Below are 12,425 nucleotides of genomic sequence, written 5' to 3' on the forward strand. Positions count from 1 at the left end.
CGGGGGCTGGTTCTGCCTCGGCTGCGGGCTCTGCCGGGGCCTCCTCGGGTGCAGCCTCGGCTGCCGGGGCGTCTTCGGCTGCGCCTTCAGGGGGCGGAACCTGGCCTTCGGGCGCAGTCTCGGCCTGGGCCAGCACCAGATTGGCGGCGCCTTTGGGGGCAGCGTCGGGCAGGCGTGGCTGTGCCATGGCCATATGCGGGGCCAGCAGGGACAGGCAGGCCGCGATCGCGGTCGTATTGTGAATGATGCGGCGCATGATATCTCCTCCAGAAGATCAGTATCCGTCTTTCGTTCCTTAACAGGCCCTTGGGCCAAGGGTTCCCAAATTTGCCGTGACCATTGCGTGATAGGGGGACGCCACGACAAAGGCCGCGCCCCGGTGGGGACGCGGCCTTGGGCAGGCGGTCGGGTGAAGGATCAGACGCCTTCGCCGACGAAGGCCTTTTCCACGACGAATTCGCGCGGCTCGGAATTGGCGCCCTCGTGCAGGCCAAAACCCTCCAGCACGGCTTTCACGTCCACGTTGAAGGCAAGGCTGCCGCAGATCATCGCGCGGTCCGTCTCGACCGAGATCGGCGGCAGGCCCAGATCGGCCAGCACCTTGCCCGAGGTCAGGTTATCGGTGATCCGCCCCATGAAGGGCGAGGGTTCGCGCGTCGTGGTCGGGTAATATTTCAGGCGGCTGGCAAAATCCTCGCCATAAAGCTCGCCCAGAAGCGGGTCGTGGCGCAGGTTGTTGACCAGTTCGGCGCCATAGACCAGCTCTTCGCCGGTGCGGCAGGTGTGCATCATGATCACCTGTTCATAACGTTCATAGGTTTCCGGGTCGCGCATCAGCGACGCAAAGGGCGCGATGCCGGTGCCGGTGGCCAGAAACCACAGCCGCTTGCCGGGCAGCAGCGCGTCCAGAACCAGCGTGCCCACGGGCTTGGGGCGCAGGATGATCTGATCGCCGGGCTTGATATGCTGCAGACGCGAGGTCAGCGGGCCGTCCGGCACGATGATGGAATAGAATTCCAGCTCGTCATCCCAATTGGGCGAGGCGATGGAATAGGCGCGCAGCAGCGGCTTGCCGTTGTCGCCCGGCAGACCGATCATCACGAATTCACCCGACCGGAACCGCAGGCTGGCAGGCCGGGTCACCCGGAACGAAAACAGGCTGTCGGTCCATTTGGTGACCGAGGTCACGGTCTGGGCGTCGGGGACGGCAATCTTGGGCGCCTCGGTCGTGGTCTGGGTCACGGGCAGGTCCAGCGTCATTGTGAAATCCTTTGGTCTTCTAGGGCAGGGGGCGGGCGGGCGAAAGCCCTCAGCCCGCCAGATGCGCGCGGTGGTCCCAGGCCTTCCAGTCGGCGCGGGCGCGCCACTGATCCTCTGGCTGGCGGGCGGCGATGTCGGGGGCGACCTCGACCTCGTCAAAGCCCACGCGGCGGGCCATGGCATATTGATCGGCGATCAGGCGACCGGTCGCGCGCAGGCGGCCGGTATAGCCGCCCTCGCGCAGCAGGCGGGCCAGCGTGAACCCGCGCCCATCGCTAAAGGACGGAAAATCGATCGCGATCAGCGGCAGGTCCAGATGGTCGGACAGGCTGGCAGGCGCGGTGTCGGGGGCCAGCGTGATCGCCGCCGCCTCGGTCACCGGGTGAAAGCCGTCATCGCGGGCCAGCACGGATTGGGTCGGGATCTGTGGGTCGGTGCTCATGCCGAGACCTTTCTGCGGACCATGCGCCCGCCGATGAAATGGATGCCGCATTCGGATTTCGCCTGACCGCGCCAGCGCCCGGACCGGGGATCCTCGCCCGGTGCGACGGGCGATGTGCAGGGCGCGCAGCCGATCGAAGGATAGCCTTTCGCCACCAGCGGATGCCGGGGCAGGCGGTTTTCGATCATGTAATCCTGCACATCCTCGGGGCGCCAATGCGCCAGAGGGTTCACGCGCAGCCGGGCGGGTGGTTCGGGTTCAAAGAATTCCAGCGCGGCGCGCTGACCGTTCTGGAACCGCTTGCGCCCGGTGATCCACGCGTCATAGCCCGACAGCACCCGTTCCAGCGGCACCGTCTTGCGAAAATCGCAGCAGGCATCGGGGTTGATCTGGTTCAGCGTGCCATCCGGATCACGCGCGGCGATTTCCGCCGCGCTGGCGCTGATCGTCTGGACATTGGTCAGGCCCAGTCTGGCCGAGACATCCTGCTGATAGGCCAGCGTCTCGGGGAACAGCATCTGCGTGTCGATGAACAGGACCGGCAGGCCCGGCGCCACGACGCTGACCATATGCAGCAGCACCACCGACTCCGCCCCAAAGGACGACACCAGCGCCACCCGTCCCAGATCGGGATCGGTGACGGCGCGGCGCAGCACCTCGATGGCGGCATGGTGGCGATAGCGGTCGTTCAACCGCCCCGCGCGTGTGTCCAGATTGCCATCAAGCATGGGCCGCAGCCGGATAGAGCGCGGCCTTGAACGGCGCCTGACCCAAGCGGCGATAGGCGTCGATGAACCGTTCGGATGCGTCCTCGCGCACCTCAAGATAGGCGCGCAGCAGGCGATCGATGGCGGGCACGACCTCTTCGGCGGGGAAACCCGCACCGGCGCGTTCGCCGATGGCCGGAATGTCATAGGCATCGCCGCCAAGCGTGATCTGATAGTTTTCGACCCCGGCCCGGTCCAGACCCAGAATGCCGATATGGCCCAGATGGTGATGCCCGCAGGCATTGATGCAGCCCGAGATGCGGATGTTCAGATTGCCGATCTCCTCTTCCAGCCCGAGGGCGCGGAAATGATCGGCGATTTCCTCGGCGATGGGGATCGACCGGGCAGTGGCCAGCGCGCAGTAATCCATGCCGGGGCAGGCGATGATGTCGCTGGTCAGGCCCGCATTCGCAGTGGCCAGATCCGCCGCGCGCAGCGCCGCATACAGCGCCGGCAGGTCGGATTTGTGGACATGCGGCAGGGCCACGTTCTGGTCATGCATGATGCGCAGATCGTGATGGCCAAAGCGTTCGGCCAGATCGGCCAGCAGGCGCATCTGTTCGGCGGATGCGTCGCCCGGCGTCTGGCCCGGCGCCTTGAAGGTCACCACGACGCTGGCATAGCCGTTCACCTTGTGGGCGTGCAGATTGGTGTCCGTCCAGCTGCGAAAGGCGGGGTTCGCCTGACGTTCGGCATCAAACCCATCGACCGGGCCGTTGCGGAAGGCGGGCGCGCGGAAGCGGTCCTGAAAGATCGCCAGCGCCTCGCGGTCGGCGCCGTTGAAATCGCGGCGGCGGGCCTGGAACTCTTCCTCGATCTCGGCGCGCATGACGTCCAGACCGCGTTCCATCACGGTGATCTTGATGCGGGCCTTGTATTTGTTGTCGCGGCGGCCCGACAGGTTATAGGTCGCGATGATCGCCTCGACATAGGGCAGCAGGTCTTCCTCGGGCAGGAAGTCGCGGACGATCTTGCCCAGCAGGGGGGTGCGGCCCAGACCGCCGCCGATCCAGACCTCGAACCCGGTCTTGCCGTCCCGTTCGGTCAGGCGCAGGCCGATGTCATGGGCTGCGATGACGGCGCGGTCCTTCTTGCCGCCGGAAATGGCGATCTTGAACTTGCGCGGCAGGAACTGGAATTCGGCGTGATCGGTCGACCAGCTGCGCAGCAGTTCCGCATAGGGGCGGGGGTCCGCGGTTTCGTCAAAGGCGGCGCCGGCAAAGGCGTCGGTGGTGACGTTGCGGATGGTGTTGCCGCTGGTCTGGATGGCGTGCATGCCGACGGCGGCCAGCGCATCCAGCATGTCGGGAATGTCCACGAGCTTGGGCCAGTTGAACTGGATGTTCTGGCGCGTGGTCCAATGGCCGTAACCCTTGTCCCATTTCTGGGCCAGCAGGGCCAGCGTGCGCATCTGATCGGGGCTGATCGTGCCGTAAGGCACGGCCACCCGCAGCATATAGGCATGCAGCTGCAGATAGACGCCGTTCATCAGGCGCAGCGGCTTGAACTCATCCTCGGTCAGGCTGCCGTCCAGACGGCGGGCGACCTGCGCGCGGAATTCTGCGGCGCGGTGGCGGACGTAATCGGTCTCGACGGGGCGGATATCAAACATGAGGGCTTTCCGTTTTCTGGGCCCCGGATTGCCGGTCGGCCTGGATTCCATGGAAATAGTTGGACGGCCCGCGCTGGCGGAATTCCTCGCGGAAATGGACGGGAAGGGGACCGTCGGGGCCGCGTTTGGCCTCGACCAGATAGGGGCCGACGACGCGGTCGGCCTGCCCGATCGCCTGCAGCAGGGCCAGTTCGGCGATCGCCTCGTCCTCGAACAGGGTGGCCTGCAGGGGGTCGGGGGTCCAGCCGTCGTCGCACATCCAGACATTGAAGCCTTCGCGCAGATCGTTGCCGGTGATGACGCCGGGGCGGGCCGCCGTGGGGGTGAAGGCTTTGCTCATGACTGGAACCTTGTGATGTCTGACCTCTATATAGAATTTCCTTCTGGATTCGCGACAGTGGTCGGGCGAAAAAAGGATGGTTAAGCCAAGGAGCAACAGATGCAGGAACCGATTTCCCCCGATGGCGCGCAGGGCCAAACGCCTGTCCGTCTGGACGAGGTGGACCGCAAGATCCTGTCCCTGCTGCAGCAGGATGCCAGCCTGTCGCTGGACCAGATCGCCGACCGCGTGGGGGCGTCCAAGACCCCGGTCTGGAACCGCATCCGCAAGCTGCGCGAGGCCGGGGTGATCCGCCGTCAGGTGGCGATTCTGGACCCCGAGGCCCTGGGGCTGGAGGCCTGTTTTTTTGTCCTGATCCGCACCAGCGAACATGACAAGGACTGGGCCGCGCGGTTCCTCAAGGCGTTGCGCGACCGCCCCGAGGTGGTCGAGGCGCATCGGCTGGCGGGCGATATCGATTATATCCTGAAAGTTCAGGTCAAAAATGCCCGCGCCTATGACCGTTTCTACCAATCCCTGATCGCCGAGGTAAAGATCCACAACGTCACCGCCCTGCTGTCGATGGAGGAGATCAAGGCTACCAGCGCCCTGCCCATCCCCGAGGCGGGGCGCTGAGATGGGCGGATATGTGATCTGGCACAAACCGACCTGTTCGACCTCGCGCTTTGTGCTGGCGGCGCTGCGGGATGCGGGGGTCGATCCGGTGGTGCGCGATTATGTGGCCGATCCGCCGAGCGCCGCCGAATTGCGGGCGGCGCTGGCCGATCTGGGCCTGACGGCGCGGGGATTGCTGCGGCGCAAGGGCACGCCCTTTGACGATCTGGGACTGGGCGATCCGGCTTTGTCCGAAGACGATCTGATCGCCGCGATGGCCGCCCATCCGTTGCTGATCGAGCGGCCTGTGGTCTTTGCCCCTGCGGGCGCGGTGCTGTGCCGCCCCAAGGAGCGGGTTCACGACCTGCTGCCCTAGGCCAAGCCTTACGGTTCGGGCGGTGGGTCGATCGGATCAAAGGCGCCGACTGAAATGCCCAGCAACAGCCAGCGCCGCCCCTCGCGTGCAAAGATCAGATCGAAGCTGACATGGCGCGGCTGCAGGGGGACATAGCCGGTCAGGCGCAGTTCCTGTCCTGTCTCGCTCAGGTCGCTTTGCAGGATCACCGGATCGACGACCATCGCCTGCAGCAGATCCAGCCGTTCGGTGCGCAACGTGGTGAACAATCCGGCCAGCCGGGTGGGGTCGTTGGCGGCCGCGAAATCGGGCGCGGCATGGTCGCGCAGGACGGTGTAATTGCCGGTCCAGTTGCCGTGATTGACCGCCGCCAGCACGTCGCGGATCAGCGCGGTGGCATAGCTGGGTTCGATCAGCGGTGCGGTCTCGGATGGGGGCGCAGGGGCATCCTGCGCCTGTGCGCCGGTCCCGGTCAGGACCAGCGCCAGAGTGAAGGCCCGGCACAGGGCGCGGGGCCCCATGCCGGACAAGGGTTTGGCGCAGATCACCACGCGTAGGTCACGCCGATCCGGCCACCGACCTGATCGCGGTCGAAACCATAGGTGACGCCTGCATCGAACTGGGTGTTGGCGTCAAAGCGATACCCCATCGAGGCCGCCAGCGCGGTCGCCCCGTCAAAGCTGCCAAGGCTGGTCGAGACCGCATAGGTCTTGTCCTCTGGGACATAGGGGGTGTTCAGCGCCATGGCCATGGCGATGCCCTCTTTGTTGTCCTCGACCTGCGACCCAAGCGACCGGACGCGCCCGTCCAGCGACGACATGGTCGCGCCGATGGACCGGTCCACCGCCAGATTGCCCGCCGCATCCGAGGTCACGACGCCGATGGGCGTCCCTTGCGCGTCGCGGCTGGCATCCGATGCGATGCCCGCGGCGCGATAGGTGTTCGCACCGTTGCCCAGCACGAACTCATTCGTGCGCGTCGCCGTTGCCCCGTCACCGATGGCAACCGAGTTGTCGGCAGAAGCCACAGCCTCGTTGCCGATGGCGATGGCGCCGGACCCCATGGCCATCGCGGCCTCGCCCAGGGCGGTCGAACGCACGCCGGTCGCTGCGGCCAGATGACCGAAGGCCTGCGCCCGTTCTGCCGTGGCGCGCGACTGCCAGCCGATGGCCGTGGCGCCCGCACCTTGGGCGATGCTTTCGCCGCCAAGCGCGGTGGTCGAGGTGCCGTCGGCAATCGCCGTGTCACCAAGCGCCAGCGCATCGGTGCCGTTCGCGATGCTCTCATTGCCGATAGCGGTCGAGAAATCGCTTTGCGCATCGGCATTCTCGCCGACGGCCAGCGAGCGGACACCCTGTGCGGTGGCCAGATGGCCGATCGCCTGTGCACGTTCGGCGGTTGCCATGGATTGCCAGCCGATCGCGCTGGCGCCTGCGCCCATCGCGACCGCCTCGCCGCCCAATGCGGTGGTCGAGGTTCCGTCCGCGACCGAGGTATCGCCAAGGGCCAGCGCATCGGTGCCGTTGGCGATGCTTTCATTGCCGATGGCGGTCGACAGATCGCTTTGCGCATCGGCATTCTCGCCGATGGCCATCGAGCGGATGCCCTGCGCGGTGGCCAGATGACCAAAGGCCTGCGCGCGTTCGGCGGTCGCCTGCGCCTGCCAGCCGATGGCGCTGGCGCCGGGGCCGGTCGCAATCGATTCGCCGCCCACGGCGGTGGTCGAGGGGCCGTTGGCCGCAGCGGTATCGCCGATGGCCAGCGCATCGACGCCGTTGGCGATCGATTCATTGCCGATGGCGGTCGAGAATTCGCTTTGCGCATCCGCATTCTCGCCCACGGCCAAGGACCGTTCGCCCTGTGCCGTGGCCAGATGGCCGATGGCCTGCGCGCGTTCAGCGGTGGCTTGTGCCTGCCAACCGATGGCGCTGGCGCCGGGGCCGGTGGCGACCGTCTCGCCGCCGATGGCGGTGGTCGAGGGGCCTGTCACGATGGCTTCGGACCCGATGGCCACGCCGTCGATGGCGGTCGCGTCGGTGGTCGCTCCATCACCAACGGCGACCGAGAAATCGCCATCGGCGGTGGTGTTCACGCCGCATTCGGTCGAATTGATGCCGGCGCCCACGTTGCACGGCGCGGTCGCGTCGGCGCGGGCCAGAGCGGTGGTGGACAAAAGGGCGGCAAAGGCTGCGCCAGAGACCATGGCTGTGCGTGACAGCGGGCGGGCGTTGCGGGTCATGTCGTTCTCCTCATCCGTTGGACAGGGGCCTTTTTCAGGCCTCCTGACCGGGTGACGCGGGATCGCGCCAAGTGGATGCAAAGAAAGTCGACCCTATCCGATCAGTCGTCGACCACGTTCAGGATCTTGGGCAAGGCGGGGCAGGGCAGCAGCTGGTTTTTCGCCACATCGGCCAGCGTGTGGTTGTGCAGGAACACATAGACATGCGCCGACAGGCTTTCCCACAGCCGGTTCGACAGGGTCTGTGCCCGCGACCCCGAGATCCCGCCCGAGGCGCCCGCGCCGATATGCATGGCGCTGACGGTTTCATCCACAGCTTCGAGGATTTCGGCCACGCGGATCGTTTCGGGCGTGCGGGCCAGACGATAGCCGCCCCCCGGTCCGCGCACCGATGCGACCAGTCCCGCCCGGCGCAACCGCACGAACAGCTGTTCCAGATAGGGCAGAGAAATGTCCTGCCGGGCCGAAATCTCGGCCAGGGTGGTCAGTTCCGTGCCCTTGGCGATGGCCAGATCGACCAGTGCGATGATGGCATAGCGGCCCTTTGTGGACAATTTCATGGACCTGATCCCCCCTTGGATGGCCGCATCGATGCGGCCTGCATTGACGGGCGGCGTCGTCGCGCGCTATGCCCGGCCCGATACGTTTCTTGCCAGACCTGCGCCCGCTGCCCATATACCCCTTAGAAGCCGCACGCCCAAGCGTCAAGAAACCCGCACATTCCGCGCCAAAGCCCTGTGCCCGCGCGCAAGCCCTGTGAAGGACGACCATGCCCGAGCTGATTTTTCCCGGTCCCGAGGGCCGTCTTGAAGGCCGATACCACCCCCAGCCCGGCAAGCCCGACGCCCCCATCGCCATCGTGCTGCATCCCCATCCGCAGTTCGGCGGCACGATGAACAACCGTGTGGTGTACAACCTGCACTATGCGTTTCATCGCATGGGGTTCACCGTGATGCGGTTCAACTTTCGCGGCGTGGGCCGCAGCCAGGGCGAGTTCGATCAGGGCATCGGAGAGCTGTCGGACGCCGCCTCGGCGCTGGATTACCTGCAGGCGATGAACCCCAACAGCAAGCATTGCTGGGTCGCGGGCTTCAGCTTTGGGGCCTGGATCGGAATGCAGCTGCTGATGCGCCGCCCCGAGATCACCGGATTCATCAGCGTGGCACCCCCTGCGAACATGTACGATTTCAGCTTTCTGGCGCCCTGCCCGTCATCGGGACTGGTCGTGAACGGCACCGCCGACCGCGTGGCGCCGCCCAAGGATACCCATACTCTGGTCGGCAAGCTGCGCGAGCAAAAGGGCATCACGGTGACCCATGAGGAAATCGAGGGGGCCGACCATTTCTTCCGCGATGACGAGACGCACATGAAGCCGATGATCGATCTGGTGCAGAGCTATGTCCGGCGGCGTCTGACGGAAAGCTCTCGCTGAACGGGCGGGGAGGGAACCGGGGCGCTGCCCCGGACCCCGGGATATTTCAGCCAAGATGAAAGGGCCGGGCCATGCCTGATCGGGCGATTGCCTTTCTGTGCGAGGCGGACCGGCTGAAATCCGTCGGTCGCGCGAATGTGCTGATGGATCTGTCGCGGCCCGAGAACAGTGCCGAGCACAGCTGGCATGTCGCCTTGTATGCAATGGTGTTCGGGGCCAGCGACCGGGCCATCGTGATGCTGCTGGTTCATGATCTGGTCGAGATCGACACAGGCGATCAGCCCATTCATCTGGATCATGACGCGGGCGCCCTGGCCCTGGCCGAGGCCGGGGCGGCGGCGCGGCTGTTCGGCCTGTTGCCCGATGGGGCGGGGCTGGCGGCACTGTGGCGCGACTTCGAGGCGCGGGCCGATGCCGATGCGATGATGGCCAAGCGCATGGATCATGTGCAGCCGATCTTTCAGGTGTTGCAGGCAGCGGCGCCGCTGGCGGATCATGTGGCGATCGTGGCGGACAATCTGCAGCGCGGCCGGGCGGCACGTCTGGCACAGGAATGGCGCGAGGGCTGGCAGGCGGCCAACGATCTGCTGGAGGGGCGTGATCTGGCGGAGGGTGATCTGCCGGGGCGGCTGGCCTTTCTGGCCGAAGCGGACGGGCTGAAGTCGGTGCTGCGGGCGAACACGCTGATCGACGGGTCGCGGCAGGAAAACAGCGCCGAGCACAGCTGGCATCTGGCGCTCTATGCGTTGGTGCTGGGCGGGCTTGCCGCGCCGGGCGTCGATATCGGGCGGGTGATCCGCATGCTGCTGATCCATGATCTGGTCGAGATCGACGTGGGCGACGTGCCGCTGCATTCGGCGGGCGGGCAGGCCCATGGATCGCCCGACGTGCAACGGGCCGAAGCGGCTGCCGCACGGCGGTTGTTCGGCTTGCTGCCCGAAGCCCAGGGCGCGGACATGCTGGCCCTGTGGCAGGAGTTCGAAGCCGTCGCCACCCCCGATGCCGTCTTTGCCAAGGCGCTGGACCGTTGCCAGCCCGCGATTCAGAACCTTGTCGGCGGTGGCGCGGGTTGGGTTCGCTATGACGTGACCCTGAGCCAGATCGAGGCGCGGGTTGGGCCATGGGTCGCGGCGGGATCTGCGCCCCTGTGGGACTGGCTGCATCGCGGGTTGCGCGGACATTTCGGCGCCCCCTGAACTGCCTGCCGGTTTAGCATACAATCGCATACCGTCTTTTCTTGAGGCCCCGTCCGGGCTATGACAGGGGCCAGCACATCATCGCCAAAGGGGCTTTCCATGTCGAAGATCAAGGTCGCCAATCCCGTCGTCGAGCTGGATGGAGACGAGATGACGCGGATCATCTGGGATTTCATCAAGCAAAAGCTGATCCTGCCCTATCTGGATATCGACCTGAAATATTACGATCTGGGCATCGAGGAGCGCGACCGCACCGAAGACCGGATCACCATCGACGCGGCGGAAGCCATCAAGCAATACGGGGTCGGCGTCAAATGCGCGACCATCACCCCCGACGAGCAGCGGGTCGAGGAATTCGGCCTCAAGAAGATGTGGCGCAGCCCCAATGGCACGATCCGCAACATCCTGGGGGGCGTTATCTTCCGCGAGCCGATCATCTGCCGGAACGTGCCGCGGCTGGTGCCGGGCTGGACTCAGCCGATCATCGTCGGTCGCCACGCCTTTGGCGATCAGTACAAGGCCACCGATTTCCGCTTTCCGGGCAAGGGCAAGCTGACGATCAGGTTCGTGGGCGAAGATGGCGAGACGATCGAGCACGAGGTGTTCGATGCGCCGTCCGCAGGTGTCGCCATGGCGATGTACAATCTGGACGATTCGATCCGCGATTTCGCCCGGGCGTCGCTGAATTACGGGTTGTCGCGGGGCTATCCGGTCTATCTGTCGACCAAGAACACGATTCTGAAGGCCTATGACGGGCGCTTCAAGGATCTGTTCGCCGAGGTGTACGAGGCCGAATTCGCGGACCAGTTCAAAAAGGCCGGCATCACCTATGAACATCGCCTGATCGACGACATGGTCGCAAGCGCGATGAAATGGTCGGGAGGCTATGTCTGGGCCTGCAAGAACTATGACGGCGATGTGCAGTCGGACACCGTGGCGCAGGGGTTCGGGTCGCTGGGTCTGATGACCTCGGTGCTGATGACCCCGGATGGCAAGATCGTGGAATCCGAGGCAGCCCACGGCACCGTGACCCGCCATTACCGCGAACACCAGAAAGGCAATGCGACCTCGACCAATTCGATCGCGTCGATCTTTGCCTGGACGGGCGGTCTGAAACACCGGGCCAAGCTGGACGACAATGCCGCGCTGATGTCCTTTGCGCAGACGCTGGAAAAAGTCACCGTGCAAGCGGTCGAGGATGGCCACATGACCAAGGATCTGGCGCTGCTGGTGGGCCCTGATCAGAAATGGCTGACCACGATGGGCTATCTGGAAAAAGTCGACCAGTATCTGAACAAGGCGCTGGCCTGAGCAATCGATTCTGACCCAGGGCCGGGCGTGTTCCCGGCCTTGGATGCCTCCGGCGGGGATATTTCAGCCAAGATGAAACCCTCGCCCTTTCATCTTGGCTGAAATATCCCGGGGGGAATCGCCGACAGGCGATGGGGGGCTGGCCCCCCTTTCTTTGCGGGCCAAGCTGCGCTAAGGGCAGGGCATCCCCAGAGCAGGAGCCCGCGATGAAAGCCGCCGTCGTCACCTTTCCCGGATCGAATTGCGATCGTGATCTGACTGTCGCGCTGGAGCAGGCGGGGGCAGAGGTCACCCGTGTCTGGCACAAGGATGATGCCCTGCCCGCCGGGGTCGACCTGGTCGGCGTTCCGGGCGGATTCTCGTTCGGGGATTATCTGCGCTGCGGTGCGATTGCGGCGCAATCGCCGATCGCGGGCGCGCTGCGCGATCATGCGGCGCGGGGTGGGTATCTGCTGGGCATCTGCAACGGATTTCAGGTTCTGACCGAATTGGGGCTGCTGCCCGGTGCCTTGATGCGCAATTCGGGGCTGACCTTCTTGTGCAAGCCTGCGGCCCTGCGCGTGGAAACGGCCGACAGCGCCTTTACGGCGGGCTATGCGGTGGGCCAGCGGATCAGCGTGCCGGTCGCCCATCATGACGGCAATTACCAGATCACGCCGGATGATCTGGCCCGGCTGCGGGACGGCGACCGGATTGCGTTCACCTATGGGCCGGGGATCAACGGGTCGGTCGGGGATATCGCCGGGGTGTTGTCGGACAACCGCAGGGTGCTGGGAATGATGCCCCATCCCGAACGGGCCGTCGATCCGGCCACCGGTGGCACGGACGGGGCGGCGATGTTCCGGGGGCTGGTCGACGCTCTGGCGCATGCCTGACT

The 12,425-nt window shown here is 65.6% G+C and carries 14 protein-coding genes and 1 pseudogene; 6 read left to right on the top strand and 9 right to left on the bottom strand.

The window, feature by feature from the left end:
- The 6 genes and pseudogenes from EG885_RS22735 to EG885_RS12315 form a co-directional block, all read right to left on the bottom strand.
- A pseudogene (locus EG885_RS22735) lies at window positions 1–256 on the bottom strand (hypothetical protein); the annotation flags it as partial.
- Between the two features lie 161 nt (window positions 257–417).
- On the bottom strand, window positions 418–1,260 hold the full coding sequence (locus EG885_RS12295; RefSeq protein ID WP_131574926.1) for a ferredoxin--NADP reductase: 843 nt from the start codon (window positions 1,258–1,260) through the stop codon (window positions 418–420).
- Window positions 1,261–1,309: 49 nt separating this feature from the next.
- Complete coding sequence (locus EG885_RS12300) at window positions 1,310–1,702, bottom strand: DUF934 domain-containing protein (protein WP_131574928.1); 393 nt, start codon at window positions 1,700–1,702, stop codon at window positions 1,310–1,312.
- The gene (locus EG885_RS12305) at window positions 1,699–2,430 is read right to left on the bottom strand and encodes a phosphoadenylyl-sulfate reductase (protein ID WP_131574930.1); all 732 of its coding nucleotides are present in this window, start codon (window positions 2,428–2,430) and stop codon (window positions 1,699–1,701) included. The genes EG885_RS12300 and EG885_RS12305 overlap by 4 nt, the downstream gene beginning before the upstream one ends.
- Window positions 2,423–4,081, bottom strand: coding sequence for a nitrite/sulfite reductase (locus tag EG885_RS12310; RefSeq protein ID WP_131574932.1), 1,659 nt, complete (start codon window positions 4,079–4,081; stop codon window positions 2,423–2,425). Before EG885_RS12310 ends, EG885_RS12305 begins: the two co-directional genes overlap by 8 nt.
- Window positions 4,074–4,421 (bottom strand): DUF2849 domain-containing protein, encoded by a 348-nt coding sequence (locus tag EG885_RS12315; RefSeq protein ID WP_131574934.1) that lies wholly within the window; start codon window positions 4,419–4,421, stop codon window positions 4,074–4,076. The genes EG885_RS12310 and EG885_RS12315 overlap by 8 nt, the downstream gene beginning before the upstream one ends.
- Before the next feature lie 99 nt (window positions 4,422–4,520).
- Between EG885_RS12315 and EG885_RS12320 the strand changes: the two genes are divergently transcribed.
- The gene (locus tag EG885_RS12320; RefSeq protein WP_131574936.1) at window positions 4,521–5,036 is read left to right on the top strand and encodes an Lrp/AsnC family transcriptional regulator; all 516 of its coding nucleotides are present in this window, start codon (window positions 4,521–4,523) and stop codon (window positions 5,034–5,036) included.
- 1 nt (window position 5,037) lies between these two features.
- The gene (gene arsC / locus EG885_RS12325; protein ID WP_131574938.1) at window positions 5,038–5,391 is read left to right on the top strand and encodes an arsenate reductase (glutaredoxin); all 354 of its coding nucleotides are present in this window, start codon (window positions 5,038–5,040) and stop codon (window positions 5,389–5,391) included.
- 8 nt (window positions 5,392–5,399) lie between these two features.
- Here the strand turns inward: arsC and EG885_RS12330 are convergent, their stop codons facing one another.
- From EG885_RS12330 to iscR, 3 genes are all read right to left on the bottom strand, one after another.
- Window positions 5,400–5,921, bottom strand: a complete 522-nt coding sequence (locus tag EG885_RS12330) for a hypothetical protein (protein ID WP_131574940.1) — start codon at window positions 5,919–5,921, stop codon at window positions 5,400–5,402.
- On the bottom strand, window positions 5,915–7,609 hold the full coding sequence (locus tag EG885_RS12335; RefSeq protein WP_131574942.1) for a YadA-like family protein: 1,695 nt from the start codon (window positions 7,607–7,609) through the stop codon (window positions 5,915–5,917). Before EG885_RS12335 ends, EG885_RS12330 begins: the two co-directional genes overlap by 7 nt.
- A 101-nt stretch (window positions 7,610–7,710) precedes the next feature.
- Window positions 7,711–8,169, bottom strand: coding sequence for a Fe-S cluster assembly transcriptional regulator IscR (gene iscR, locus EG885_RS12340; RefSeq protein WP_131574944.1), 459 nt, complete (start codon window positions 8,167–8,169; stop codon window positions 7,711–7,713).
- Window positions 8,170–8,378: 209 nt separating this feature from the next.
- Here iscR and EG885_RS12345 point away from each other — a divergent pair, with 209 nt between their 5' ends.
- From EG885_RS12345 to purQ, 4 genes are all read left to right on the top strand, one after another.
- Window positions 8,379–9,041, top strand: coding sequence for an alpha/beta hydrolase (locus EG885_RS12345; protein WP_131574946.1), 663 nt, complete (start codon window positions 8,379–8,381; stop codon window positions 9,039–9,041).
- Between the two features lie 71 nt (window positions 9,042–9,112).
- Complete coding sequence (locus EG885_RS12350) at window positions 9,113–10,237, top strand: HD domain-containing protein (protein WP_131574948.1); 1,125 nt, start codon at window positions 9,113–9,115, stop codon at window positions 10,235–10,237.
- Window positions 10,238–10,336: 99 nt separating this feature from the next.
- Window positions 10,337–11,548: an NADP-dependent isocitrate dehydrogenase gene (locus EG885_RS12355; RefSeq protein ID WP_131574950.1), complete on the top strand. Its 1,212-nt coding sequence runs from the start codon at window positions 10,337–10,339 to the stop codon at window positions 11,546–11,548.
- Between the two features lie 206 nt (window positions 11,549–11,754).
- Window positions 11,755–12,423, top strand: a complete 669-nt coding sequence (gene purQ / locus EG885_RS12360; RefSeq protein WP_131574952.1) for a phosphoribosylformylglycinamidine synthase subunit PurQ — start codon at window positions 11,755–11,757, stop codon at window positions 12,421–12,423.
- The last annotated feature ends 2 nt before the right edge of the window (window positions 12,424–12,425 follow it).

The organism is Paracoccus nototheniae, assembly GCF_004335005.1.
Taxonomy (GTDB): Bacteria; Pseudomonadota; Alphaproteobacteria; order Rhodobacterales; family Rhodobacteraceae; genus Paracoccus; species Paracoccus nototheniae.